Source organism: Coleofasciculus sp. B1-GNL1-01, assembly GCF_040220235.1.
Classification (GTDB): domain Bacteria; phylum Cyanobacteriota; class Cyanobacteriia; order Cyanobacteriales; family Coleofasciculaceae; genus Coleofasciculus.
The window spans coordinates 41,323-67,738 of record NZ_JAVJTO010000009.1 but is presented as its reverse complement, the minus strand read 5'-3'; the positions used below and the strand labels follow the sequence as shown (position 1 = coordinate 67,738).

General features: G+C 45.8%; 19 protein-coding genes. 8 read left to right on the top strand and 11 right to left on the bottom strand.

Features of this window, described 5'->3' with window-relative positions; genetic code table 11:
- Positions 1–141 precede the first annotated feature (141 nt).
- Positions 142–789, top strand: a complete 648-nt coding sequence (locus RID53_RS02080; RefSeq protein WP_446386539.1) for a DUF4384 domain-containing protein — start codon at positions 142–144, stop codon at positions 787–789.
- Here RID53_RS02080 and RID53_RS02075 read toward each other — a convergent pair.
- Together RID53_RS02075 and RID53_RS02070 are read right to left on the bottom strand one after the other, a co-directional pair.
- Positions 786–1,202, bottom strand: a complete 417-nt coding sequence (locus tag RID53_RS02075) for a rhodanese-like domain-containing protein (protein WP_446386538.1) — start codon at positions 1,200–1,202, stop codon at positions 786–788. The two genes, RID53_RS02080 and RID53_RS02075, sit on opposite strands and share 4 nt — an antisense overlap.
- 116 nt (positions 1,203–1,318) lie before the next feature.
- Positions 1,319–1,840 carry a phosphoribosyltransferase gene (locus tag RID53_RS02070; RefSeq protein ID WP_446386537.1) on the bottom strand — a complete coding sequence of 174 codons (522 nt, stop codon included), beginning with the start codon at positions 1,838–1,840 and terminating at the stop codon, positions 1,319–1,321.
- 298 nt (positions 1,841–2,138) lie between these two features.
- Between RID53_RS02070 and RID53_RS02065 the strand changes: the two genes are divergently transcribed.
- From RID53_RS02065 to RID53_RS02045, 5 genes are all read left to right on the top strand, one after another.
- A complete protein-coding gene (locus RID53_RS02065; protein ID WP_446386536.1) occupies positions 2,139–3,101 on the top strand; it encodes a CBASS cGAMP-activated phospholipase in 963 nt (320 codons plus the stop codon).
- Between the two features lie 245 nt (positions 3,102–3,346).
- Entirely contained in the window at positions 3,347–4,198 is an 852-nt protein-coding gene (gene rsmA / locus RID53_RS02060) for a 16S rRNA (adenine(1518)-N(6)/adenine(1519)-N(6))-dimethyltransferase RsmA (RefSeq protein WP_446386535.1), read from the top strand.
- Between the two features lie 116 nt (positions 4,199–4,314).
- Positions 4,315–5,280, top strand: coding sequence for a 4-(cytidine 5'-diphospho)-2-C-methyl-D-erythritol kinase (gene ispE / locus RID53_RS02055; protein ID WP_446386534.1), 966 nt, complete (start codon positions 4,315–4,317; stop codon positions 5,278–5,280).
- A gap of 122 nt (positions 5,281–5,402) precedes the next feature.
- Positions 5,403–6,803 carry a protein kinase domain-containing protein gene (locus RID53_RS02050; RefSeq protein ID WP_446386533.1) on the top strand — a complete coding sequence of 467 codons (1,401 nt, stop codon included), beginning with the start codon at positions 5,403–5,405 and terminating at the stop codon, positions 6,801–6,803.
- Positions 6,804–6,986: 183 nt separating this feature from the next.
- Positions 6,987–7,208, top strand: coding sequence for a hypothetical protein (locus RID53_RS02045; protein WP_446386532.1), 222 nt, complete (start codon positions 6,987–6,989; stop codon positions 7,206–7,208).
- 491 nt (positions 7,209–7,699) lie between these two features.
- Here RID53_RS02045 and RID53_RS02040 read toward each other — a convergent pair whose 3' ends face one another.
- On the bottom strand, positions 7,700–9,085 hold the full coding sequence (locus tag RID53_RS02040; RefSeq protein WP_446386531.1) for a GTP-binding protein: 1,386 nt from the start codon (positions 9,083–9,085) through the stop codon (positions 7,700–7,702).
- 584 nt (positions 9,086–9,669) lie between these two features.
- On the opposite strand from RID53_RS02040, the gene RID53_RS02035 reads away from it, so the two are divergent.
- Positions 9,670–10,854 (top strand): PEP-CTERM sorting domain-containing protein, encoded by a 1,185-nt coding sequence (locus tag RID53_RS02035; RefSeq protein ID WP_446386530.1) that lies wholly within the window; start codon positions 9,670–9,672, stop codon positions 10,852–10,854.
- A 270-nt stretch (positions 10,855–11,124) separates the two neighbouring features.
- On the opposite strand, the gene RID53_RS02030 is transcribed toward RID53_RS02035, so the two are convergent.
- The 6 genes from RID53_RS02030 to RID53_RS02005 form a co-directional block, all read right to left on the bottom strand.
- Positions 11,125–12,045, bottom strand: coding sequence for a CHAD domain-containing protein (locus RID53_RS02030; protein ID WP_446386529.1), 921 nt, complete (start codon positions 12,043–12,045; stop codon positions 11,125–11,127).
- A 230-nt stretch (positions 12,046–12,275) separates the two neighbouring features.
- Positions 12,276–12,791 carry a pentapeptide repeat-containing protein gene (locus RID53_RS02025; protein ID WP_446386528.1) on the bottom strand — a complete coding sequence of 172 codons (516 nt, stop codon included), beginning with the start codon at positions 12,789–12,791 and terminating at the stop codon, positions 12,276–12,278.
- A gap of 415 nt (positions 12,792–13,206) precedes the next feature.
- Positions 13,207–14,523, bottom strand: coding sequence for a four-carbon acid sugar kinase family protein (locus RID53_RS02020; RefSeq protein WP_446386527.1), 1,317 nt, complete (start codon positions 14,521–14,523; stop codon positions 13,207–13,209).
- A gap of 365 nt (positions 14,524–14,888) precedes the next feature.
- Positions 14,889–18,149 (bottom strand): adenylate/guanylate cyclase domain-containing protein, encoded by a 3,261-nt coding sequence (locus RID53_RS02015; RefSeq protein ID WP_446386526.1) that lies wholly within the window; start codon positions 18,147–18,149, stop codon positions 14,889–14,891.
- 839 nt (positions 18,150–18,988) lie between these two features.
- On the bottom strand, positions 18,989–20,125 hold the full coding sequence (locus RID53_RS02010; protein ID WP_446386525.1) for a hybrid sensor histidine kinase/response regulator: 1,137 nt from the start codon (positions 20,123–20,125) through the stop codon (positions 18,989–18,991).
- A gap of 53 nt (positions 20,126–20,178) precedes the next feature.
- Positions 20,179–21,414: an ATP-binding protein gene (locus RID53_RS02005; protein ID WP_446386524.1), complete on the bottom strand. Its 1,236-nt coding sequence runs from the start codon at positions 21,412–21,414 to the stop codon at positions 20,179–20,181.
- Positions 21,415–22,054: 640 nt separating this feature from the next.
- Between RID53_RS02005 and RID53_RS02000 the strand changes: the two genes are divergently transcribed.
- The gene (locus tag RID53_RS02000) at positions 22,055–22,774 is read left to right on the top strand and encodes a response regulator (protein WP_446386548.1); all 720 of its coding nucleotides are present in this window, start codon (positions 22,055–22,057) and stop codon (positions 22,772–22,774) included.
- A gap of 262 nt (positions 22,775–23,036) precedes the next feature.
- Here the strand turns inward: RID53_RS02000 and RID53_RS01995 are convergent, their stop codons facing one another.
- Positions 23,037–25,040 (bottom strand): ATP-binding protein, encoded by a 2,004-nt coding sequence (locus tag RID53_RS01995; protein WP_446386523.1) that lies wholly within the window; start codon positions 25,038–25,040, stop codon positions 23,037–23,039.
- 89 nt (positions 25,041–25,129) lie between these two features.
- Positions 25,130–26,077 (bottom strand): phosphate/phosphite/phosphonate ABC transporter substrate-binding protein, encoded by a 948-nt coding sequence (locus tag RID53_RS01990; RefSeq protein WP_446386522.1) that lies wholly within the window; start codon positions 26,075–26,077, stop codon positions 25,130–25,132.
- Between the last annotated feature and the right edge of the window lie 339 nt (positions 26,078–26,416).

The following is a 26,416-nucleotide window of genomic DNA, read 5'->3' as shown; positions in this document are numbered from 1 at the left end:
CGCTTAAAAACTAAGTTTACAGCAGTTTTCAAGTTGGTAGACTACAGACAATGATTGCGCTGAAAAGCAAGCCGATGCAATTTTGTATTCCATAAACGTGAAAAGCGCTGTAAATCTCTTCTAGCCGCGCGGCTGGTGAAAATGCTTCTGAACGCGGATACGGCTGAATTAAATATAACGGCGACATTGAGTCAAGTTGATGCCAATAATCAATTGATTGCTCAAGTATTTCCCAAACGAAGTCGAACCGGATTAAACTCTACCACCCCTTCTCGTCAAAGCATCAACTCTACCCGTTTTACTCAATTACCCCTCGCCACTCCAGTTCAGCTAAACATCGTCAACAATGAGTCTCGCCCTGTCTATGTCAGTGTTTTAGTCATTGATGCTACCGGGGAAATCACCCTCTTGTTTCCCCATCAATGGGCGGTGATAGAGGATGCGGCACAAGTGAAAGCAGGTGAAACGCTATTGATTCCCAACCCGAGTCGAGATACGTTTCACCTGCAAACCCAAAAACCTCTGGGTGTAACCGAGGTTCTAATTATTGCTAGCGTTACACCTGTACGAAATGCTTTAAAAGCTTTACAAACTCTCGCCAAGCGCCGAAATTTAGACAGTGAACCTGTGGTACTTCCTGCCCCGATTGAGGTAATTGAACAATTGCTATCTGATTTAACCCCAAGCCGTGACTATTCTGTCTCAGCGACTCAAGGAATTAGCCCGGTTGATACTAGCCAACTTGCGGCAATGTCGATAACGTTTGAAGTTATATCAAAACCCAATTAAAGTTGCTCAGCCGGACCCTCTGTTGCACCAGAAACGGCTTTCCAAGCTGTTAATCCGCCTTTGAGAACCGATACAGACTCAAAACCCGCTTCCCGCAGTTGGGATGCAGCTTCATTGCTTTGTTGATCATTGTCACCGTAGACATAGATCTCACGTTGCGGTTCGAGACTAGCGGTGGCGCGATCGCTGAGTTCATCGATTGGCATGGGAATCGCCCCCATGATCCGCCCTTGGTTAAAAGCCGCGCGATCGCGAACATCCAAAATCGTCAAAGCGGGTTCACCCCATTGCAGGCGGGATTTAACGGCTTGAGCGCTAGACTCTGGCATCTGTTGGGGTGGTGGGGTAGGAATTGCCTCAGCTACGTTTTCCTTTGCCTCGGCGATGGGGTTCGTTGTTTGTGGGTCTGACATAATAGTTGTGTAGTGATAAGTCCTAATTACCTCACCATAGCCACAATTTTCTCCTGTAAACCTCTTTCTTTAGACATAAGGTTTCCCAATCCGTGGGACTTGATGAGTAAAAATGCTTAGGCTTCCTTGACTAAATAGCTTGCGGCTAATTCATTTGGACTGATCTGTTCATAAGGTTCAAAGGGTTGATGAATCCAGGGATTGTCGGGTAAATAGTCCACGTAATAATCCGGGGTAATCAGGGAGTGAGCTTTGTACCACAGAACCGCCGTGCGAATCTCTTCCAGTTCATTCCCATACCGTTCCTCTAGCCAATTCATCGATTCCCGTAGGCTAACGCCGGAATCCACTAAATCATCCACCAGCAGCACGCGACTCCCCAGGGTTTCGGTTGTCATCGTCAGATGGTGAGAAAAGGTGATGTCACCTCGAACACGGTTTTTGGAACCCCCATAAGACGATGCGGAAAGAATCGCTAAGGGTTTACTATAAATTCGGCAGAGGATATCCCCCACCCGCAGTCCCCCTTTAGCAATGCAGACAATTTGGTTAAACTCCCAGTTGGCTTGATAAATCTTGACGGCTAGGCGTTCAATTTTTTTATGGTATTCTGACCAAGTGACATACAGGTCTGACATAAGCATCGTCCAGTAAAGGGTTAATCGAGATAGAAGGGTTCCCTTAAATCCTAAATAGGAAACCGGGAACAGGAAACGGAAAACAGTAGGAAAGTGGTTCGAGTGTTTTTTGTGTCATTCGCAACTAGCCTAGGATTTCATGCCTGATTGGGACATGCTATATAAGTTATAAATGTGACGCAAAAAAATTCCCTATTCCAATTTTTGTCCTCTTTCCCTATTTATTGATTACCTAAACGCTTTTCTGGAAACTGTCATATAAGTTACACTTAAACGAGAGTTGGGGAGACATTGAAAAGTGACCTATCGAATTTTAAGCTTAGATGGTGGAGGCATTCGCGGCATTATATCAGCCGTTATCTTAGCAGAAGTTGAGCGAGTTCTCAACCAACCTTTGAGCCAATATTTCGATTTGATTGCCGGAACGTCTACGGGTTCAATCCTCGCCTCAGCTATCGCAACTGGACGCCAAAGCCAGGAGATTATCCGGCTCTATCAAGACAAAGGAGCAAGAATTTTTCCTTATCAAGGTCGTTTTTCCCCCCGGCGGTTGGGATTAGTGTTTCAATACGGTCTTTCCGCACCGCTCTACCCAGACGATGGCTTAATTCAAGTGTTGCAAGAAGAGTTTGGCTCAACCAAATTATCAGAGATTGAGAACTCTCTGCAACTGATGATTATTGCCTACGATACAATCGGGCGAAAACCCATTGTCTTTAAAAGTTGGCGTCAAGACCAAGATTTTTTCACGATTCCTTTATGGGAAGCCTGCGTCTGTTCCTCCTCTGCACCCACCTATTTCCCGGCTCACCTTTTACAAACACCACGGCGACAATATTCGGTCATTGATGGTGGCGTTGGTGCCAACAATCCGGCGGCGGCGGCTCTGGCAGAAGCGCTACGATTAAATTATTCAATTCAAGACATTTCTATCCTCTCAATTGGCACCGGAAATTCTGACCGCCCCTTTCCCTGGAATGAGACACGCGGCTGGGGATTGGCACAGTGGGGATGGAAAGGACGCCTGATTGACGTATTATTTGATGCCTCTTCTGATATTCACGATTATATTACTCGGCAGATCCTGAGTTCTCAGGACTTAGATAATCCTGACGTTCAGCGCTACCTCCGTCTTCAACCCGATATTATGAATTTTGAGATCGACAACGCTAGTCCGGAAAATATTGCTAATCTAACTATGTTTGCCCGAGATTACATCGCGGAGAACCAACAGAGGCTGAAAGATTTTTTAATCTTGTAGAGGTGGGTTTAGGGATTCAATCTAAGTGGGTGGACGCAATTAAAGTTAACGGTTGAGATTAGGGAACACCTCAGACTTCGGCGTGAGCGCTCAGACTTCGGCAACACGCTCGGTGTGTAACAGGGAACAGTAAGGGTTTGAGAGTGATTTACAAAACTTGATACAGTACCGTTTTATTTTGTCCGACTACTTAGTTACCAACAACTGAACAACAAAACCCGCCCTTATTTATAATCAATAAGCTAATGACACCCAAAGCCCGTAAACAGTTTGCTCAACATTGGCTACGTAGTGAAAAAGCTCTAAATCAAATCGTGAAAGCAGCCAACTTGCAGCCCAGCGATCGCCTGCTGGAGATTGGTCCGGGAACGGGTGTGCTGACGCGGCGACTCTTAGCGGAGGTAGAGTCATTGGTGGCGGTTGAGATTGACCGGGATTTGTGCCAACGTTTGGTCAAAAGCTTCGGTCAAAACGAGAATTTTTTACTCTTACAAGGTGACATTCTCTCCCTGAACTTGCACGAACATCTCGCCGCCTTTGAGAAGTTCCAGTATCCGAATAAAGTCGTTGCCAATATTCCCTATAACATTACTGGGCCGATTTTGCAAACGCTGTTGGGAACCATTGCCCAACCTGTTATTCCTGCCTTTGAGTTAATTGTACTCTTGCTGCAAAAAGAAGTGGCACAACGATTATCTGCGAAACCGGGTTCTAAGGCATTTGGCGCATTATCGGTGCGGGTACAATATCTGGCAGACTGTGACTGGATCTGTGATGTCCCAGCCAAAGCCTTTTCCCCACCGCCCAAAGTAGACTCCGCCGTTGTTCGCTTGCGTCCCCGCATTGTAGAACCTCCAGCCGATAACCCCCAACAGCTAGAAACCTTAGTCAAGCTGGGTTTTGCCAGTAAGCGGAAAATGTTGCGAAATAACCTCAAATCCCTGTGCGATCGCGATAAAATTAACCAATTACTCGAACAAGTAGACAGTCATCCCCAAGCCCGTGCTGAAGACTTGAGCGTTAGCCAATGGGTTGCTCTCGCCAATCACTTAAATGGGACAAAAGGGGGAGCAGAGGAAGCTGGGGAAGCAATGTAGAGACGTGCCATGGCACGTCTGGAAGCTGGGAATTGACTGATGGATTATGTTTACAAGCTGCACGAGTGACCTATTCGATGTAATTTATAATTCATAATTTATAACTCATCATTCCCATGCGTTCCTATTCCCTCATCGCCCCTGCCAAAATTAATCTGTATCTAGAAATACTAGGCGATCGCGCCGATGGGTATCATGAACTGGCAATGATCCTGCAAAGCATTGAACTCGCTGATCAAGTGAGTGTCCGGGCTATTGGGACTCAAACTATTCAAATTCACTGCGATCACCCGCAAGTCCCCCTAGATAAAACGAATCTGGCTTACCGGGCGGTGGATTTGATGAGTCAACAGTTTCCGGATTGCTGGGCGCAGCTTGGCGGTGTAGAAGTCACAATCAAAAAGAATATTCCTGTCGCGGCTGGATTGGCAGGAGGGTCAACCAATGCCGCCGCCGTTTTGGTTGGATTGAATATGCTTTGGCAATTGGGACTCACGCAGCCAGAATTACAAGAGTTAGCCGCGAAACTCGGTTCAGACGTGCCATTTTGTCTAGCCGGGGGAACCGCGATCGCAACCGGGCGAGGCGAAGAACTTGATCCCTTACCCAATCTGGATTCGTTCTATCTGGTGTTAGCCAAACATCAAAACTTAGCCGTTTCTACAGCTTGGGCGTATCAAAGCTATCGGACTCAGTTTAGCAATACTTATGGGCGTTCTGAGGGAGTCAATAAATCTACAACAACTGAAACGATAAATCCCCCCACTCGTGTGCATTCGGGTTCTATGGTTCAAGCTATTTTAAATAAAAATGTCGCTAAAATTGGTCAACTGCTATACAACGATTTGGAGCAAGTTGTACTCCCTAACTATCCCCAAGTCTTGCAACTGCGGCAAGCCTTTGAAAATTGCGGTGCATTAGGCACAATGATGTCCGGTTCGGGTCCTACCGTATTCGCTCTTTGTCAGTCTCAGGAACAAGCCCAAGCGCTTTTACAACACGTCCAGTCAGAAATCCCTGATCCAAATTTAGGGTTTTGGGTGACGAAGTTTGCCAGCCATGGGATTCAGATTGTCTCCTAATAATGATTTCGAGAGAACAGGAAACAGGAAACGGGGAAGTAGGAGATGTAGAAACATAGTAGGAGATGTAGAGACGTAGCATGCTACGTCTCTACAGTTAGGGCGAATTTTGCTTATAACTTATGACTTATTGTATTAAACCGGGATGCCTGACACCGGAAAATCTCGATTCCGCTCAATTTTGTCAAACCTGTGGGGAAAGGCTACAGCTAAAAGAACGCTACCGCCCTCTACGCCCCCTCGGTAGCGGTGGATTCGGCAGAACATTTTTGGCAGTTGACGAAGATATTCCCAGTCAACCCTATTGTGTGATCAAACAACTTTATCTGCAAAACTCCGAGCCAGCAACCTTACCAAAAGCCAAAGAACTGTTTCACCAAGAAGCCATCCGTTTAAATGAATTGGGTAACCATTCGCAAATTCCAACACTTCTGGCACATTTTGAACAGAATCAACAACTTTATTTAATTCAAGACTTTATTCCGGGGCTAACCTTGAGCGAGGAGTTAACCCAGCATGGACAGTACAACGAAGAGCAAATTTGGAAATTATTGCGTGAACTATTACCCTTGATTCGCTATATTCATTCCCATCGTGTACTGCATCGAGATATCAAACCTGCCAATATTATCCGCCGCCAAGATGACGGGAAGTTAGTGTTAATTGATTTTGGCGTTGCCAAATTGCTGACGGATACCGCCTTGCTGCAAACGGGTACAATTATTGGTAGCCCGGAATATATGGCTCCCGAACAACTCAAAGGTAAAGCATTTTGGGCAAGTGATCTGTATAGTGTGGGAGTAACCTGCCTTTATCTAATGACTCAGGTCTCCCCCTTTGACCTGTATGATACATTCAACGAAACCTGGGTGTGGCGAAATTTTTTACCCCCTGAAACCCAGATTAGCGATCGCCTAGGGAAAATCCTGGATCAGTTAACTCATTCTAGTCTCAAACAACGCTATCAATCGGCTGATGAAGTGATCACGGATTTGACACCTGCTACCTCTCCTCCTGTCGGCACTCATTTTATCAACTTTCGGCAACCCAAAACCCGCAAAACTAAACGAAATCGTCTCGCCTCAGAAGTGGGAATTGACTATCAGCGGTTAAAGCAACTCTTAGCCACCCATAAATGGCAAAAAGCAGATGAAGAAACCTGGATAATATTGGGTCAAGCCTGTGGCAAATTCCCCGGTTATTATCTGAAGTTGAGTGATATTCAAGAATTACCCTGTGAAGACTTGCGGACTTTGGATCAGCTATGGATGAAATACAGTAAAAAACATTTTGGCTTTACAGTGCAAAGTCGCCTCTATCAAGAGGTTGAAGCCGATTATCCCAGTTTCTGCGATCGCGTGGGTTGGTCGGTTCACAATCCTCACGTTCCGGATACAGCCTATCAATTTAATCTTAAAGCTCCAGCCGGACATCTACCATCCCGTCGCTGGGTAGGAGGCTATTACAACTGGTGGCGTCATGCTGAAGCGATCGCGGATAAATTGGAACAATGTAGTTTGTAGTAAGGGCTTTAGCCTTAGATCATCAGCCTAATTTCTCCCTTTTGGGGGACGATCTGGACACCAAAATCTTGATACCAAAGAGGATAGGCTCGGATGCTTTTCTCGGATCATACCCCGACCTGATCTGAACAAGCAAAAAACGCCGATAACCATTGCAGTGTAAAGACTATGGAGAATAAAATTATGAATACCCAAGACGAAGCACGGAAACTTGCCACTCAAGAGCGTCTCGCCGACGAGCAGTTGAAACAAAACATGCTCAACCGCGCAGAAGAAGAAGTCGAAGTTCCCTCTGCTGATACCCCGACTCAACAGCAAACGCGAGAATCAGCAGCCCAGCAGCGCGAGAAAGGTGAACACTTGCAAGAAACCATGCAGAGTCGCGCTGAAGCCAACACACCCTAATGTTGTCGGCTGAATTTTTGAAACGTAGTAGTGCGACACACCTAAATTGATGGTTAAGAATTAGGTTCGTAGTAGGGAACCTTAGCCCTAGATTTTGTTGGGTTTCCTACCTACACTCCACCTACAACCTATTCCATCATTTTAGGGATGCCACACCAGTAGACTAAGCCTTCTCAAAAAGCAATATCATGTCTGCTGAAATTCCCACCACTGTGAAGTCTCCCATTTTAATTTAATAGGAAGGGCGGGTTTTGTTGAAAGGTTATCGGTAGATAGCCAAATGAAACAGCTAAACCCGCCCCTACAAATAACAAATGAAAATGACGTAGCTTGCTTCTCCGATGAAAGCGAGTATGACACAAGACGCTACCTGGCATTTTTCGAGCATGTGTAAGCAGAATCTTCCTAAGACAGAGGGGTGAAACTATTGCCCATTGCCTATTCCCTATGACACCTCTCCCCACCACAAGTCTCCCTGCAGCAGACCCTAATTATAAATGTTGACCCAACTCCTGTCGCAGGCGATAGAGAATCATATCCGGTTCAACTTGACTGAGAATATCTTGAATCACCGTACTCGCCCCTAAAGATCCCCAAGTGCAGCCTTGTTCCAGATACACTTGCGCCGCATGACCAACCGTATACGCCCCATACCCGGCAATCCCGGCTTGAGTCACGGCGGTTCCAGCAAAAGCCGTTACTCCGCCAATACTGGCAACGGCTGAGGCACTTTTGCCCATTCCCAACAGCGCACTACTTCCCAGTTCACCCAACAGTAAACCCCCGGAACTAATTAATATTTTGCGCCATAATTTTCCCGCTTCATAACTCGTCATCGGTAAACCGTAGAGTCGCGATAAGGAACGAATCAGTGCCAAGTCTGTTATAGTTCCCCCTAAGATATCCAACAGACCAATCGGATTCAGCGCCACTGCCAGGGCTTTATACTTAGCAAAGCGCCAGATTAAATCTTCGGCGTCTGCCTTACGTTGTGCCACAGTTTTCTGGGCAATGCTAACTTGAGCAGTTCGGGCTTGAAACAGGGCATTAAGTGCCAAGAGCGATCGCCCTTCGCGATTGAGTATTCTTAAAATGGCTTGCTTTAACTCATCCACTTGAGGGGGTAGGGTTTCCCATTCATAATTGACGGTTCCATCAGGTAACTCTACCCGCACTTGTATCGGAGAGGGTTCTGCGGCGACTCGAACAATCTCCTCTGGTGATAACATTTTTTTTAAACGGCGATCGCGGGGAGACCCTGTACCCAGTTCTTGCAGTTGCTGGTAAATCGCCTCTCTATCTTGTTCTGGATACAAATCAATTTTGTTAAATACCAGAATCAAAGGCTTTTGGGCTTGTCGCAGTTCCGACAACGCCTGATACTCTGTGCGGGTAATATCCCCAGCCACGACAAATAAAATTAAATCCGCCTCAGACGCCACCTGTTGCGCCATCTGCGCCCGTGCTTCTCCCTGAACTTCATCCAATCCCGGCGTATCAATTAACTCAACTTGCACTTTCCCCTCACCACCGGGCGTCCAGCGTACCGACTTGGGCCACTGGGTTACTCCATGCAAGGGACCCGTTTGCAAGATTTTCTGACCCAGTAACGCATTAACGACAGCCGATTTCCCGCGACTGACTAAACCAAAGGTGGCAATACGAATTACGCCTTGGTCAAGTTTGTCTAAGCTAAACTGCAACACCTCTAGTTCATTCTGGAGGGCGGCTTGCAGTTCCACATCGGGAAGGGGGCGACGGTGATGTAGGTTGTTGTACCAGAATAAAGTGTGCCGCAAACTGGCACGAGCGCGGTGAATATAGTAGTCTTGGTGATTTCGGGTGGGTTTAGGGGAAGGGGATGGTGATTGACTCAAGGTTAGATGGGAAAGGATGGTCTACAGTTCTATTTTCGTATAATTAGCGCTAGATGTTTGGGCGATGACTCAGGATTCTGTAGTCTGGAAAAATTTCTGAGTTTTTTTATTTTATCGTTGTTATCAGTGTAGGTTGGGTTAAGCGGCTGCGAAACCCAACGATTTAGCAAGTGAGACTATGGCGGCAAAATGTTGCTTAAAACCAGAGAAACGAAACCCGTTTTCGTGGCGTGACACACCTAATTTGATCGGGTAGGGGCGCACTGATGTGCATCCGTGTCAACTTAAGAGGAAACGTAAGCTAAGTGAGCTTTTGAATCTCGCTGCCTTAAAAATAACCCCCCTTAATCCCCCCTTGCTAAGGGGGGAAATGTTCCCTCCCCTTGATAAGGGGAGAGTTAGGGTGGGGTCAGATCAAGGTATTGCTTTCGTTTTAAGCTTAAGTTGACACCAATGACTGACGTGCGCCCGATTAAACCGTAAAGTCTGTTCCACTTTTTGGCTGTGCCACGCGAGTAGCATCGGCGTAAAAGCTGTGATAAAATTTACAAAATAATTAAAACTCAGAACATCCAAAAAAAGTAATGCAGACTACCGTTCATAAAATTGGCACGTTGGGACTAGCAACGGCGACAGTGTTAGGATTAACTGCTTTCCAATCTGCTGAAGCGGCATCCCTGTATACGGTTACTGATATTGGCACACTCTCTGGTAGAGAGGATTTTCCTCACCCTCCAAGCCGACTTAATAATGCTGGGCAAATCGTTGGCAGAAGTGGATTGCGATTTTTTGATGCACCGTTGCGTGCCTTTTTGTGGGACAACGGTGTGATGACTGACCTTGGCAGTTTAGAAGGTTCAAATAGCGAAGCCTTTGACATTAATGACTTTGGGCAAGTAGTAGGTCACTCAGAAATTAACTCGCCAGATTTTTCCCCCTTTCCAAATTATACCTCTCATGCTTTTCTCTGGGAAAACGGCGTAATGACTGACTTGGGAACGTTTGGTGGTACAAATAGCTCAGCAAACGGCATCAACAATATTGGTCAGGTGGTCGGTTGGGCAGAGAATGAGCGCGGAGAAGAACGTGCCTTTCTCTGGGAAAATGGTGAGATGATTGACCTCGGTACTTTGGGTGGTACAACCAGCTTTGCTTCGAGTATTAACGATTCTAGTCAGATAGTTGGTAATGCACCAACAAGCAGTGGGAGTAACCGCGCTTTCCTCTGGGAAAATGGCGAGATGTTTGACCTCGGTACTTTGGGGGGTTCAACCAGCTTCGCTGGGGATATCAATGAATCTGGACAGGTCGTTGGCTTTGCAACGCTTAGTGGTGAGGGTTCTTTCAACCACCACGCCTTTCTGTGGCAAGACGGCACGATGATAGATTTGGGTACGTTGGATGACCTTCCTACAAGCGAAGCTGTGGGTATTAACAATGCGGGTCAAGTCGTCGGCAATGCCTATAACTTCAACGATTTCAATGAACGTAAACCCTTTCTCTGGGAAAATGGGTTGATGATTGATATCAACAGTTTAATTCCTGCTGACTCCGGCTGGGAATTGTTAATTGCACTTGATATAAATGATAGTGAGCAAATTGTAGGTATAGGTAGGATGGGTGATCAAGTCCATGATGTCTTACTGACTCCTTTGTCTGAGCCGACACCAGTCCCAGAACCTCTGACCCTTCTTGGTTCAGCTACGGCTTTAGGATTTGGAGCCTTATTCAAGCGAGAGCATTTAAAAAGACAGAAAAAACTCAGCTAAACGATTAATACAAGAAGACTTACGCTCCATCCGTGTCAACTTAAGGTAGAAAAGTAAGCCGTTCGAGTTCCCTCCCCTTTATAAGGGGAGAGTTAGGGTGGGGTCAGATCAAGGTATATCAAGTGCGATCGCGCTCTACTGGGGAACCGCTATTCTCCCTACCTGTTGATACCTGAACATTTAAGGGTTGGTCGTCGTTTATACGCAAGTTCCTCTCAGCTATGCGTTGATGGCGCTAAAGCGCAACTACAAGCGCAACTACAAGCGCAACTACGATCGCTCACGTTCCGATCGCCAAATCTGCCAGTACACCCCAATCCGCTCGACAAACACTCCCGGTTTCTCTGCATAAATGCGCTGTCCTAAACAGTACGCTGACTGCTGCAATTGGAGTCGTCGGCGGTCAATTAAGCCAATTAGGGCGTCTAGTTGAGGGCGATCGCCTGCGAGTTCCGGTTCCTTCTCCAGTAGCTGACGCAACATTGCCAAATCATGGTCATCCCCTAAATAATCGGCTAATTGTTTCGTTTCTGATGCCATTTCTGCCATCAAATTTGACCATACTAATTTAAGCAGTCGTAGGTGATACCACAGATATTTTACTCGCTTGCGCCAATCGTGAAAGTTTTCGACGCTAGGCTGATTAAAGGCTACTATTAATGCTTTATCCCCTCGTTTATAGACACGCTGAACACTCTCCTGTATCGTTGACCAGTCATTGCTTTTAATTGACCAATCTTTGACCCGTTCCCGCGCTGCTTTAATCATGCCAATGGCGTCCTCTTGGGCATTTTTTTCGTCCAGAACCCGCTCACTAATGGATTGACTACGGGCTTCTAAGGCTTGACGTACTTCCCTAAAACCATCGGCTGAGATAATCGTGGCAAAATGTTCGCTCAAATCATCTAGGGTTTCAATCGTCACCTGAGCATCTCGCACATCGGATAACAAGCGCCCCGCATCTCGGAAACAGGTATTTTCTTGGTGATAAGTATCCGAACCAATTTCATCCCGCACTAAGCGCAATAATGCTCGTAGCTTCTTCAACCGCTTACGAGCATCATGAACCGCCTCTTCTGGGCTATCATCCGTTTGACCCAATAATTGGGCTAATGCTTTGTCTATCTGTTCGTAAGCAATGCGCTGAACTCCCTCAGATATAGATTCGGATGCCTTTAATCGATATGCCATGGTTAAGTGTGCGATCGCGCTTAGAGTGAGAGTATGCTGACAATGTTTTTAGGGATGGGGGAGTAGGGGAAGCAGGGGAAGCAGGGGAAGCAGGGGGAGTAGGGGAAGCAATGATACATTTTCCCTGATAGCGGTGCAGGGGTATGAACGTTTTTTACCCATTTAAATGCATGACAGCTTATGGATCTTATAGTGGGCGATCGCGTCCTACTCAGCCTCTCTCTTGGGGATTATTTGGATGGTTTGAGTGGCAATTTTTGCAGCTTACCACATAAGAGACTCGATTGTTCACTGGTTAAAACAATCGTTCCGTCAGGTAGTATGGCTCCCCCGAAATCTGCATCGGTCAAATCTGCACCACTCAAATCTGCGCCACTTAAATCGGCTCCTCTCAGGTTTGCCCCTCGTAGGTTAGCACAACGTAAATTTGCCCAAATCAAATCTGCTTGGCGTAAATTCGCCCCACATAAGTTGGCTCGACTTAAATTTGCCCGCGTCAACGTGGCTTTTTCTAAGACAATCCCTTCTAGGTTTGCCTGACTCAAGTCAATTCTCTGGAGATCTACGCCGTTTAACTCTAAGTTGCTGAGGTTAAATCCCCGATAATCCCGTTCTCCCGCCGCATACTCCTCCAGTAGACGATGGGGTGCCATTCTTATTCGTTCTAGTTTCTTAAAAAACTCTTGCTTTCTAGCTGACGCTGAGGATTGGTTTGGGTTAAGGATATTTCGATCAGAGGATTGCATAGCCTGCTTTACCTGATAAATTCAACATAGTTAATCTTCAGATATTGGGCTGGACGATTAATTGAGAATAGTCCTAATTTTCGGTGAATTTAATCCGCTTTCGAGGTAACTTAACCCACTATCCGGCGTGACTCTAATGAGTTCTCCTGTGTGATCTACGTCTCTATTCTCGAACTAAACCCTATTGTAGCAAAAGTCTCAAGCCTCTAAGGAGAGGGGAGACGGTTTATGACTTAGGGAACAGGGAAGGAGTCAAAAGGAATAGGAAAACGTTGTCGTGCAATCGTCTAGCTTTTTATCTTGCCGTTGTATTCGGCAAATAGGGCTTGCTGCATTAAGTAGGTTGGTGGAAATAAACTCAACCATCTTAACTTCTGTAAATAAGCCTCAAATCCTTACATAAGAGATAAGACGATCAGCAAAAACGCTGATAAACTGTCACTAACCCATTGGCATCTCCGACATTGCCCGGAAACAGTACCACAGGTAAATCCGGAAACTGAGGATGATCTGATGGGGTTCGCACGACAGAACAACCCGGAATAATTTGACCCAGTAACCGGGCAGATCTTAAGTCTAAGCCTGTACTTAAGACATCATTTGAGGTAATTCCACCCTTACTAATTAAAAAGCCAATATCTTTGGGTAACTCTCGAACAATATCCATTAATAATGCTGAAACGGCTGCGCCAAAGTTTAACCGAGTTTGCACGTCTTTAAAGACCAATTCCTCACGACTGGTATAAATGGCGGCTGTTTTATTCGAGTTGTGAATCTCGTCAACAGCAGCGACAAGTTTGGCTAAAAGTGAATCCCGTTGGGATGCTGACTCTTCAAGTAAATGACTAACATCCACCTCAACACCAACAATATCGGAGAGTTTCAGAAGTTGTTCAAGCTGTTGGGTGGTCTTTTTAACATGAGACCCCACCAACACAACGCCCGGTTTCCCTTCTCTGACATACTGTGCCATATTCTCTGGCGGGACGGGTTGAGCGCCCAGATTCGCTAGAGAGGTTAAAATACTGGCAGCCGAGCGAAATAAGAACCGTTTCCCTTGGGCGGCGGCGCTGAGGACATCAGCCGCGAATTTATCTAAATCGGCTTGAGTTTCCCCATCAACCACACCACATTGATTCCCACTTAAGTTGAGGAGGCGTTCTAAACTTCCTTGGCGAATATCGGAGAGGACAAATCGCTCAACGTTTTCGGCTTTAATCCTTCCGTTAGTCTTTTCTTCCACATAATCGGGTAAATAGCTGTGACGATAGCCAAATACCGAATCACGGGCAAATTCAGTTTCATGGACGGGTGTGGGAACGCCATCCACCATTAAATAATGAACACTATCGCGGGTGACTCGTCCGCCTTCAAAGAATGCAGGAACTAAGAAATGAGCATCGAAGGGTCCCACTTCTTGGGCAATCACATCGGTTTCCACGGGATAATGTCCGCGTAGGGTGGAATCAGAGCGACTGACGACAAGAAAATCGTCGATTTCTTCAGTTTCTATGGCAATTTTTAGATTATGGCAAACCTCACAAGTGACTGTGGCGGCTTCCTCTGGGGTTAACGCCCGCGTATTCGTCAGGACAAAGAAAATCGGCGAAGCGTCGGCTAGTCCTAAGCACAGCGTCTGCACATCCCAGCGCGTCAGCAGCAAGCAACTGTGAACGGTTTGGGAACCGGTGGGGTCATCATCCAAAACGATAATTTTGGGTTTGCTAGTCATGCTCTTGGTGTCCTGCGATCGGCAATGGTCAATTTATCCCTGAAATTCAGGGTATCAGGATCTTGGCGAGAAAGCACGAAGCAATGTAGAGACGTGCCATGGCACGTCTGGGAGATGGAAGGGAGTGAACTCAACACTGAATCAGGGCGGGTTTTGTTCTAAACGTTACTAAGCTGTCACGCATTTAAATTGGGAATGGGTAGCGAGCAAGATGCTCGCACTACAAGGATTTCGCAATTCTTGACATTATGGTTTAAATGCCGAACAGCTTATCAATGGCGACAAGAGAGTCCCTAAACCCGCCCCTACAGATCATGTCCTCGAAGGTCGTGAAGCGTGAAGGGTTTGTAACTGTCAACCAACACTCAACACGTTCCCATTAGCCAATAGGTTGTCATTTCGCCGCGCCCTTTCACCGCGATCGCACCTCGTTCCTGAAACTGGAATTTGTCCCGTAATCTCTGGTATGTCGTCTCTGTGACTTGTATTTTTCCCGGTTCTCCCGACGATTCCATGCGTGAGGCGACATTCACCGCATCTCCCCACAAGTCATAGATAAACTTCCTAATCCCAATCACCCCCGCCACCACTGATCCGGTATTAATTCCAATGCGAATTTGCAATGACTCACTGTGTTCAGCTTGAAACTGAGTAATCGCTTCTTGCATATCTAACGCCATCTGCGCGATCGCTTCTGCATGATCTCCCCTCGGCTGGGGTAATCCGCCAACCACCATATACGCATCACCAATGGTTTTAATTTTCTCCAAACCATGACGTTCTGCCAACTGGTCAAATGTGGAAAACATCTGATTGAGTAAATTCACTAATTCAATCGGTTTTAACCGCGCCGATAACGGTGTAAACCCGACAATATCGGCAAATAGAATTGTCACATCATCAAAATTCTCCGCAATCGCTGATTGGTCTTGTTTCAGCCGTTCCGCAATTAGTTCAGGCAAAATATTCAGTAATAATTGTTCCGATTTTTCTTGTTCTAACCGTAATGCCACCTCTGCCTGTTTGCGATCGGTAATATCACGCGCTACCCAAATCACCGAATCATCGGAAAGTGGTGACAAATTCGCCGCAAACCAAATATCCTCTCCTGCAAGATTGATGCAATACTCGATATTTACCGTCGCTTGAGTTAACAACGCCTCTCGAATACTATTGAGAATAAAATCTACCTGACTGGAATCGAAATATTCCAACAGCGTTGTTCCCAAGATGTCCCCCGGAGATTTACACCATTTTCCTTTATTCGTAGGTGCTACCTTCAGACAACGACCCGATGCATCCACCACCAGAACCATATCCGTCATCGCGGCAAAAAGTGCCTTCATTTCTGCTTCGGCTTTCTTCTGCTGCATCACTGGACCCAACTGCGCCGACACGACAGACACCAACTCAATCCAATTTTCATCATTTTGGTGTTCTTCTGCCATAAAAAACACCAACACCGCTAAAACTGGGGCAGCGATTTGAGGTTTTGCTGGTGCAACAATGGGTACAGCAAAGGCTGATTTTAACCCACAGTCGGTTGCCAATTTGAGTCGCAAGAAAACATCATCGGATTCAGTGGCAATATCACTAATCCATTCTGGTTCACCATGACACCAAACCCGTCCCGGTATTTCTTCTTCGGGTAAAAATGTTAGGGCTTCACTATACTCTCGGAATTGTTCTAGGGCGGTGATAACCTCTGGATCAAGTCCGGTCTGTTTGTAATACCAACGATGGCTACATTCTAATGCCATCCCGTCTGTCGCCGGAATCCAAACTTCGCCATAAATCCAGCCCGTAGTTTGACACACTTGATGCAGGGCAATTTCTAAGGCAGCTTGAAAATCGGGGGCGGCATTAATCGCTTGGCTAATGGTCAGCAGTAACTCAACTCGTTGTTCAGCTTGTTTGCGTTCGGTGATATCATTAATTACCGCCAGTATGCATTCTTCTTCGCCAATGGTAATTAATTCTGCGGATAATAATCCCGTTCTCACTTGACCCGATTTGGTATAAAAATGAAACTCTTGATCCCGAATAGCACCTGTCTTTTGTAATAAGCTACGGATTCGGCTTCGTTCTTGGGGTTCAACCCAAAAATTGAGTTCAATGGAGGTATGAGCAATCACATCCTCTAGGTCATACCCGGTAATCTTGAGAAAGCTTTCATTTACCTCAATAAACGTTCCCTCTGCTAGAGTAGTAATCGTAATTGGGTTCGGGGATGAGCGAAAAGCCAGAGCAAACTTTTCTTCAGACAGGCGTAGGGCGGCGGTGCGTTGCTCAACTCGTGACTCTAACTCGGCTTGATTGTTTTCTAGGACGGTAAAAAATGAGTATAACTGTTGACTCATTTGATTAAAGGATTGAGCTAAAATTTCAAGTTCATGCACCCGAACTGGTATTTTACTCTTGACTTTTACCTGTTGATTAAATTTGCCCTGGGCAATTTTCGCCGCCGCTATGCTTAACTGGGTAATCGGCTGGGTAATCCATCTGGCGGTGAAGATTCCTAACCCAGTTGCCACAACAAACGCCGCGAAGCATAAGCTAATCGTGGTGCGGGTATTGGCATGGATTTGTTCCATGAAATCCGCTTCTGGTACCGCCACCACAATCAACCACTCTAAGCCCCGATGATCCTGGAAAGGAGTGACTTGTAAATAATAGCGATCGCGGTTTAGGTTAAAGGATAGCTGTTGGCTTTGATTAATCTGGTTTAAGGTATCAACGTTTTGGTTTAAATACTGCGCGGTTAATTGAATTAAGGGATCACGGCTATGAGTAGCAAATAGGCGCTGAGTTTTATCGCCATCCTGAATAAATCGCTGTTCTGATGTGGAACTAGCAACCAGTAATCCTGATGGTTCAATAATAAACGCTTGTCCCGTTTGACCAATTCTTAAGTTGTTGAGAAATTTACTAATCTCAGATAGTAAAATATCAGTACCAACGACTCCTAATAATTTATCCTTGTCGTCAAATACGGGTTCAGCTAGGGTAATTCCTAACCGAGAATGGCTAAACATGACATAAATAGGACTCCAAACCGTTGCACCTTGAAAAGTAGCCTCTTGATACCAGGGACGGATACGAGGGTCATAATTGGTGCGACTATCTAACAGTTGCTTCCGATTTCCTTGATTGTCAGGTTTGTAGGTATGAAAGTTATAGTTGGTTGATTTATCGGCAACTTTCAGCACTAAGCGGCTATCCTCGGTATAGCCTGCGCCAATATACTCTCCTTGCTCACTGCCGAACTGAATGGTATTAATAGAGTGGGTAATCTGTACGAGTTGCAACAGATAGCGCTCACTGGGCTGATCCTGAGTCTGCACCTGACCCCGACGCACGGCATTGGCAAGAACATGGTTGACCAGATGAGGCGTTTCCAGGTAACTATCGACATGTTGTACAATGCGATCGCTAACCTCGGTCTGTAACTGCATAACCAGATTGTCAACCGCCTGCTGTCCATTGCGAAAGGAGAGATATCCAGTCAACCCTACCGCCACAAAGATCTGGAGAAGAAAGGGAACCACCAGAACCACGCGCAATGGCATCTTTTGACTGCGTTTAGCGCCTTTGACAAGCTGACGGGTAATGGTTGGCAGTAACATGGGGCAAGGATCACCTACATGGATAATACTGTATAAACTCGTCGATTTGACTAATCAGGTTTTCTAGCGTTGCATCATCAAAGCGAAAAGCTACTTCCTTTTGTACCAAAAACTTAAGTATCCCTAAAGTATCGCTAAAGTGGATAAATCTCTGTCTTCCTAGACAAATGCCAAGTTGGGACTCCTCGATTGATTTTTCTATAGGAATCCTATAGTATCTCTAATGGGTTGGGATGAAAATAATTCTTCCTGTAAAGAAAATACAGGACTCATTGACCGATTTCCGCACAATTCTGGGAAAATGGCAAAATTTACCCATACGGTGTCATACAGTTGCCATGAAAAAGCCCTGTTTTAGCACTCTTCGGCTGTATTACACGGAGATAAAAAATAGTTGTTACCCTAAAGGTTATGATTTTCGTGATCGCGGAAATGACCACCTACCCATGAGAACTCTACTGCCTTCTGCTGAGCTGTCCAGCATTTAGATTGGGATAAGCGTCATGCATTTAAATTGGGTATTAGTATCCCTACGCGCTGGTGTAATTTACACATTAGAAATGGAGGCTTTATCAGGAGTTTCTTAGAACATTTGTACTGTAACTACGCGAGAGCGTACTGCTATAGTAGCGAGCAAGATGCAAAGCCTGCGGCATGGCTTCGCTAAACGCACTACAAGGATTTCGTCATTATTGACATTAAGGTTTAAATGCCGAACAGCTTACCTAAATCCCAAGGAAGGCAATAGGTAACAGGCAACAGGGAATACACTACACAATTTAAATGCGCCTTAGCTTATCTTCCCCAGCTTCCCCAGCTTCCCCAGCTCCCTGTTCTCGTCACGTTTGTGCGGGCAAATAAACCGTAAATAAACTACCTTTGCCCAACTCACTCTCGACTTCAATCCTACCCTGATGAGCTTCTACGATCCGACGAGACAAGTATAATCCCAAACCACTCCCCGATCGCTTATGCTTTCCTTGGCGAAATCGCTGGAAAAGAGTGGCAAGATCTTCTGGACGAATACCTGATCCCGTATCTTGAATGGAAATTATCACTAAAGGGGGTTGACCATCTGCCGAGTTTGTGGAATCCGATTCTAAACCTAAATTAATATCGACCGAGCCCTTTTCCGTAAACTTGACCGCATTGCCAATTAGATTAGTGAATACGCGGCGGAGTTCAAGGCGATCGCCCATCACCAGACAATCGTCTGAATTAAATGAATTAGCGCACTCTCCTACATTCAGCTTTAACGCTAATCCCTTTTCCTGGGCTAAGGGAGTCAGTTCTTGAACGACTTCCTTAATCATTTCCTGAGGATTTATCGAAACAAACGTTAACTCTTTAGACCCAGCATCGTGGCGATAAACTTCCAACACCGTATTCACCATCTGGACTAAATGTTGGTTGCTTTGCTGGATAGAAACGACGGCTTCCACGGCTGAATCAGGAAGCTGTCCAAAGCTTCCCCGTTTCAATAAACTCAGCATCCGATCAGCGGCGACTAAGGGGGTTCGCAAATCATGGGTGAGACGAGAGACGAAATCCTCTCGCTGACGCGCCAGTCGCACTTGTTCATCAATACTATGCTTAAGTCGCAGTAGCGATCGCACTCGCGCTAATAACTCGCCCACATCCACAGGTTTGCGAATAAAATCATCCGCCCCCGCATCGAGTCCTTCAATCGCACTCGACTGTTCATAAGCGGTGATCAGCAAAATTGGGATAAAAGGCAAACTGCTATTTTGACGAATTCGCCGAGTCACCTCATAACCATCCATTTGTGGCATCATTACATCCAGCAAGATTAAATCAGGAGGTGATTTTTCAACGATTGCTAATGCGGAATATCCATCTTCAACTAAACTGAGTTCATATCCTTCAGTTTCTAAGATGGTTTGCATTAGGAATAAATTGTCTGGCGCATCATCAACTGCCAGAATTCGCTCTATTTTTGGCTCAGGTAGATTCATTTTTCATCTATTTATACTTGAAAAGCATCGTAACTCCAAACATTTTAAAAGATTTAATTATAAGCAGGTACTTTAATTTCTGTCAACTTCCCCAAACAAGAAATATAACGCGGCAATTCGACGCGAAAAATAGACCCTTCTCCCACTTGACTTTCTACCGTAATCTTACCCTGCATCAATTGAACCAAGGATTTAGTCATTGCTAATCCTAGCCCTGTACCGGGGTATTGGCGGGCTATGGTCTGATCAACTTGGCGGAAGGCTTCAAAAATATAGTCTAATTCGGCTTGAGACAGACCAATTCCCGTATCCTCAACATCAATGACCAGTCGTTGCGATTCAACCTCGTATACATTGACCCAGATCGACCCTGATTTGGTAAATTTCACCGCATTCATGAGCAGGTGTTTTAAGACCTTGTGCAAACGAGAGCGATCGTTGATAACTAAAGGATTTTTAAGTTGGATTTTTATCGATAAGTCTAACCCTTTCTGCAATGCCAAGGGACGAACATCATTAACAGTGGAATTGACCACTTGATCGATATTAAATTCTTCAGCATTGAGTTCCAATGCTCCGGCTTCAATTTGAGCAAAATCTAAGACTTCACTTAAGAGGGATAACAGATCTTTGCCATTTTTTAAGATACATTGAACCATCTTTAATTGTGATGATGTCAGTGATCCATGGCGTTGGAGTAGGAGCATTTGAGCAAAACCGATGATCACATTCATCGGCGTCCGCAATTCATGGGATGTCGTGGCTAAAAACTGCGATTTAAGTGTAGAGAGTTCTTTTAATTTTAAATTTTGACGTTGAATTTGTTGCCGTTGTTGGGCTAATTCTTGATTCTGCCGGACTAGCTGTTCATTCGTCTGGCGCAACTGCTGATGAGCCAGTGCCACCTGCTGTTCCGCTTGGTAGATGCGAATCGCGTTTTGCAAAATCCGTCCTAAACTTGTCGGTGAAACCTTATCCTGAGACAGGTAGTCTGACGCCCCAGCTTTCATCAGCGCCACGGCGACTTGCTCATTACCGTGAGCAGTGATTACCACCAAGGGGATCTTGACGCCAGCCTTTCGCAAATCCTGCACCAGGCTTAATCCATCTTTGTCGGGGAGGCAGTAATCCAGAAAGACACAGTCAAATGTCTCACGGTTAATGAGAGCGATCGCGCTATTATAGTCACAGGCTTCAACATAATTGATTGACAAGCCCGTGGCATCCAGAGCCTGACGCACAGCTAAGCGATCGATGTCCTCATCATCAACGAGCAGAATATTGAGCATTTCTTTCATCAACGAGCAGAATTGAAGGATTTCTTCATCACCAACGTCAGCATTAAGCTAACTGTTGTGTCCCAGATAGAATGGCAACGGGTGCGCCAATGCTATTGCCCTAACGCACCACTGAATTAGTAAAGGTTGCAGCTTGTTCTGGGACGTGAGTTTGCTTAAGCTGGCATTGAAGATAGTCCAACCTTTGTCTTAGATTGTATGCTGATGGCTATGGTTTTCGTCTCAGTCCATAGGCATAATCACTGGAAAGTCTCTTGGCTGCCCAATTTTTGGCTCAACTGAAACGGCTTGATACTATTGATAGATGTACATCTGCCACGGATCTGCCATAGTGTTGATTATCTTTATTGCCGCGTCGCACTAGCGAGGGAAGAGTAATCGATGCCGATAGCAATACTTGACTTTTTAGGCTTAAGGATGCTATTGCAAGCGTTATCCTTGTCTGACCTGACTCCAGGGTATCAGCGCGATCGGAAACGAAGAATCACTTCATAGTGATTAAATCTAAGCATGGATTAGGTTAGGCTGATTATTGAATATGAAAATTCCCCAAATCCGAGAGAAGGAGTCAAACAGTCCTACATCTCTCAATGACCAAGATAAAACGAATTTGAGTTCTGAAACATTGATGGTGAGTCCTATGCGTGTCGTCCTGATTGAAGACCATAACCTTACGCGGATGGGTTTACAAGCCGCTTTACAAGAACAGGATGGAATTGAAGTCGTCGGAGAAGCGGCGAATGCGACTCAAGGATTAAAGCTGCTGGAAAGCCTAAAACCCGATGTCGCTATTGTGGATATCGGTTTACCGGATATGGATGGCATTGATTTGACTCGCAAGTTCAAGAGTAGCCATACAGATACCCAGGAGCCAGAAACAAGGGTTCTCATCTTAACCATGCATGATAGTGAAGATTCGGTACTAGCGGCTTTTGCGGCTGGAGCCGATTCCTATTGCATGAAGGATATTGAAATTGAACAGCTTGTCGAGGCGTTAGAAGTAACCCAGGAAGGGAACGCCTGGATTGATCCAGCGATTGCCAGTATTGTTTTACGACAGGTAAAACGAGAGCCATCCTCTGAAATGGCGGCGAATCAAGATCGAACCGTCAAGATTGATGCGGTAGGTCCAGAGTACGAACAAGTCATCGAAGCCTACCCCTTAACCGAACGGGAATTAGAGGTGCTTGAGCTAATTGTGGCAGGAGCAAGTAATGCCGCGATCGCGGATAAGCTTTATATTACGGTAGGCACTGTCAAAACCCATGTCCGCAATATCTTGAATAAGCTCTGCGTTGATGACCGCACCCAAGCCGCTGTTCATGCACTCCGTTCTGGATTAATTACTTAGGGGTTGCTGAATACGTGTTGTGGTGAGGATAGGGAACAGGGAACAGGGAACAAGTTCAACTAATTCCTGATACCGGATACAGGATAATTCCCGATACCTGATGCAGGGCGACCCGATAAAATTAATAGGTGGGTCGTGTTCATTTGTGCAGCGGGTCGCCCCTACAGTGTTTGTCCACAAATGACAAATAACAAATGACCAATGACCAATGACCAATGACCAATGACAATCCCCGTCGTTAACTGTAATTTTATCCACCGAATTAACGTGATGAAGAGACTTTTTCCGGCTTCGGATCTTTGACTTTAGCTGGTAGGTAAAAACTAAACGTTGAGCCAACACCAACCTCACTTTCCACCTGAATATTACCGCCCATCATCTCACAGAAACGTTGGCAAATCGCCAATCCTAGACCCGTACCCCCGTACTTTTTCGTAGTCGAATTATCCGCTTGGACAAACGGCTGAAATATCTTGGCTGCCTGTTCTGGACTCATACCGATACCCGTATCGGAGACCGAAAAAATAACCCGATCCGAGGTTGGGTCGTCATGCCCAGCATCAGGCATTGAAGCACTATCGAGGGTTGCCGATGAAACCACAGACAATTCCCCATTCACCAGTAGCATTTTAGCGTCCCGTTTCGAGTTACCATTTCCCTCATTTTCACTTTCACGAGTAACACTCAGTACAATCGTGCCATTCTCCGTGAATTTGGCGGAGTTGCTAATTAGGTTTAATAGCAACTGCTTAACCTTAGTTCGGTCAGCATACATTGTGCCAAGGGACGCCGCGCCATGAACCTCTAGGGTATTCGTCTTTTTCTTGATTAGGGGTTGTACCGTCTTCTGAACTTCAACAATTAAAGTCGAGATATCGAAGCTTTCCAGATAGAGGCTCATCTTCCCGGCTTCAATTTTAGAAATGTCCAGAATATCGGTAATCAGATTCAAAAGATGGAGTCCAGAGTCGTAAATCTGCTGGAGATCCGGGACAAAATCGGTATACCCTAAATCCTCGGCATCCTCCCGGAGTAACTCACTTAAGCCGAGGATACCATTCAGGGGGGTTCTTAATTCATGACTCATACTAGCAAGAAAGGCACTCTTCGCTCGATTAGCCGCTTCTGCTTCTTCTTTTGCCTGTTGCAATTCAACTTGGGCTAATTTTGCGTCTGTAATATCCCGAACAATCGCTAAAACTTCTTGTTCACCACTGACCACCAAGCGGGCTTCAAAATTTCGGCGCTGTTCCTCCACAAACAACTCATACTCAAAAATTTGGATATCTTGAGTCTTTAACGTTCGCTCGACATACTCTAAGCATAATGTCGCCACCTCTGTCGGTAAAACCTCAGAGACAGGTTGACCAACCCAGGTTTCAGATGATTGTAGGTAGGAGTCTCCTCTTGGTGCTTTAAAATCCAGAAAGATTCCATCTTGGCTAAACCGAAACATTAAATCGGGAATTGCATGTAACAAGGCACGATTTTTGGCTTCACTGTGTCGCAAATCTTCAGTCTGCTGTTCCAAACTTTCGATTAGGTTTCGCAGTTGGTCGGTCATGCTGTTAAAGGCACTCGCTAAAACTGCCAATTCGTCACTGCTGTCAATCGCAATCTTCTGACTCAGATCCCCTTTTGCCAGATGTTGGGTGGCGGCGGTCATCTGCTTTAAGGGTTCGGTAATGGAACGGCTCAGCAGTAGTGCTACCAGCGTACCCACCATCGCCGCTGCCAGTCCCATGGCAATCCCTTCATTTCGTACCGCCGCCATCTTTGCCTTCAGCGGGGCTGTGGAAAGCCCGACACTAACTGCCCCAAGCCGCTGACGCCCCAAAACGACGGCTTTACCCGCAAGGAGTTGGTCAGACTGCCATTTAAACACTGTTTCGTTACTTTCCACCAGTTCTTGACCTAAGGGATCAGGTTTGACTCCATACGCTAAAACATTGCGGCTATAGGCATCTGCTAGCACCCGTCCATCTTTGTCATAAATCTGACCTGCCACTAATACCTGATCCTTGCCCAACTCTTCCATGAGTTCCTTCATATAAGACACATCGAGAAAGTAGAGCGAATCTTGGGTGGCGACGACTAAGGTATCCAGCAATAGGTCAGCCTGCTGTTCTAATTCATCGCGAAAGGTTTCTTGCTGACGGTGTAGGGATAGCATGGTAACGCAGGCGACCGCCACAATCACTAACGTGGTCATCGCCAACGTTATTTTGGTGGCTAGTGAACCTTTTTTTGGGTTGAATCTAGCCATTCCACTTATCTTCCTCCCCTTATTTCGATAACGGTTGCTTCCTGGCTGGTCCATCTGGGCAACTTATTATTTACCAGAGCATCTGCACTTTATTTTTTCTCCACCTGTTCATACAACTGGCGCATTTTATCGAGACTGGTTTCAACGGGAAACTCGTCAAACTTGGCGGTTTCCTCAAAGGTGGTGAGTACCTCTTTCCCTTCAGGTGTCTGATCCATTTCCATTAACACCGTCTTAATCTGTTGTACCAATTCCGGGTCCATACCGGGTCTGACAATCACCAGATGACGAGCGATTTTCTGGGTTTCAGCCAGAATTTTCAGCGCTTGGCGGCTTTCTTCGGGGATTTCTTCTAGGAATGAGTAATCCGCCGCGCCTGCTGCGACTTCGCCACTGAGTACCCATTGGATCGTATTTTCATCATCATTACTGTAAACATATCCCACCTCATCGGCGGCGACGGCTTCATTTTGTGAGCCTTTTTCGACCATCTTCAAATCGGCGTCCAGCAGGGTATTCAGGGGTAAAAAATAGCCGGAGGTGGAGACGGGTTCCTCAAAGGCGAGCATTTTTCCCTTGAGATCCGCTAAGGAGTCAATCTCGCTTTCTGCCAAGGTAAAGATCACCCCATAATATTCACCCTTGCCATCCTTCCAGCGGCGCAGAATGGGTTCGGCTCCCGATTTATCACTTACTATCATGGCGGGGTAGGGACTGTCCACATAGATATCGACTTTGCCTTCTTTGAGCAAGCTTGCCATTGTATCTAAGTCGGGGGCAACTTTCACCTCACCCACACCAATGTCAAATTTTTCTAAGCGGGCGGCTAGGTAATCCGCCATGGGCTGGAAATTCTCTAGCTTGGCAGCGGCATTTTTGTTAACGTCGGCAAGGACAAGGGTTCCAGTCGCGGTGGATTGAGGGGTTGGCGTCGATGTTGGCGTTTGTGATAAGCTGTCCTCTTCGGTAGAACCACAACTTACGAGGGTGGTGAACAAGCCCAGCAGGACAACCTCTTTCAAAAATTTTGGCAACATTTGTTTAAACTCTCAATAATCACAAATTATCGTTGATAACCGTGCAGTTGTTTCGCCTCAGCTTTTCTTATCTGTTCTGTTTAGACTCGAAAGGCGTCTCCAGTTTCCAGGTATGGGATACCTCTTTGTCTTTAAGATTATTTTGTCGGTTTGCTGGATACATATCAAATTTTGACAAATTTGTTCATAAAGTTTCCGTGAAGTTTTTCCGGGTTTTTGTTAAAGAGTTGATGAACTTGTGCCAGAACCCTTCTTTATTGGTGTAAGACCATGCTAAATAAGGAGTGCATAACTAGGTAGTGTGACTCGACTTTTCAAGTTAATTTTTGTAAACAAATT

Excerpts from the sequence above, each read along its gene's own strand:
- RID53_RS01995 (WP_446386523.1), bottom strand. The coding sequence starts at position 25,040 with ATGGCTAGATTCAACCCAAAAAAAGGTTCACTAGCCACCAAAATAACG.
- RID53_RS02080 (WP_446386539.1), top strand. The coding sequence starts at position 142 with ATGCTTCTGAACGCGGATACGGCTGAATTAAATATAACGGCGACATTG.
- RID53_RS02020 (WP_446386527.1), bottom strand. The coding sequence starts at position 14,523 with ATGACTAGCAAACCCAAAATTATCGTTTTGGATGATGACCCCACCGGT.
- RID53_RS02025 (WP_446386528.1), bottom strand. The coding sequence starts at position 12,791 with ATGCAATCCTCTGATCGAAATATCCTTAACCCAAACCAATCCTCAGCG.
- RID53_RS02050 (WP_446386533.1), top strand. The coding sequence starts at position 5,403 with ATGACTTATTGTATTAAACCGGGATGCCTGACACCGGAAAATCTCGAT.
- ispE (WP_446386534.1), top strand. The coding sequence starts at position 4,315 with ATGCGTTCCTATTCCCTCATCGCCCCTGCCAAAATTAATCTGTATCTA.
- RID53_RS02035 (WP_446386530.1), top strand. The coding sequence starts at position 9,670 with ATGCAGACTACCGTTCATAAAATTGGCACGTTGGGACTAGCAACGGCG.
- RID53_RS01990 (WP_446386522.1), bottom strand. The coding sequence starts at position 26,077 with ATGTTGCCAAAATTTTTGAAAGAGGTTGTCCTGCTGGGCTTGTTCACC.
- RID53_RS02075 (WP_446386538.1), bottom strand. The coding sequence starts at position 1,202 with ATGTCAGACCCACAAACAACGAACCCCATCGCCGAGGCAAAGGAAAAC.
- RID53_RS02030 (WP_446386529.1), bottom strand. The coding sequence starts at position 12,045 with ATGGCATATCGATTAAAGGCATCCGAATCTATATCTGAGGGAGTTCAG.
- RID53_RS02010 (WP_446386525.1), bottom strand. The coding sequence starts at position 20,125 with ATGAATCTACCTGAGCCAAAAATAGAGCGAATTCTGGCAGTTGATGAT.
- RID53_RS02070 (WP_446386537.1), bottom strand. The coding sequence starts at position 1,840 with ATGTCAGACCTGTATGTCACTTGGTCAGAATACCATAAAAAAATTGAA.
- rsmA (WP_446386535.1), top strand. The coding sequence starts at position 3,347 with ATGACACCCAAAGCCCGTAAACAGTTTGCTCAACATTGGCTACGTAGT.
- RID53_RS02015 (WP_446386526.1), bottom strand. The coding sequence starts at position 18,149 with ATGTTACTGCCAACCATTACCCGTCAGCTTGTCAAAGGCGCTAAACGC.
- RID53_RS02005 (WP_446386524.1), bottom strand. The coding sequence starts at position 21,414 with ATGCTCAATATTCTGCTCGTTGATGATGAGGACATCGATCGCTTAGCT.
- RID53_RS02045 (WP_446386532.1), top strand. The coding sequence starts at position 6,987 with ATGAATACCCAAGACGAAGCACGGAAACTTGCCACTCAAGAGCGTCTC.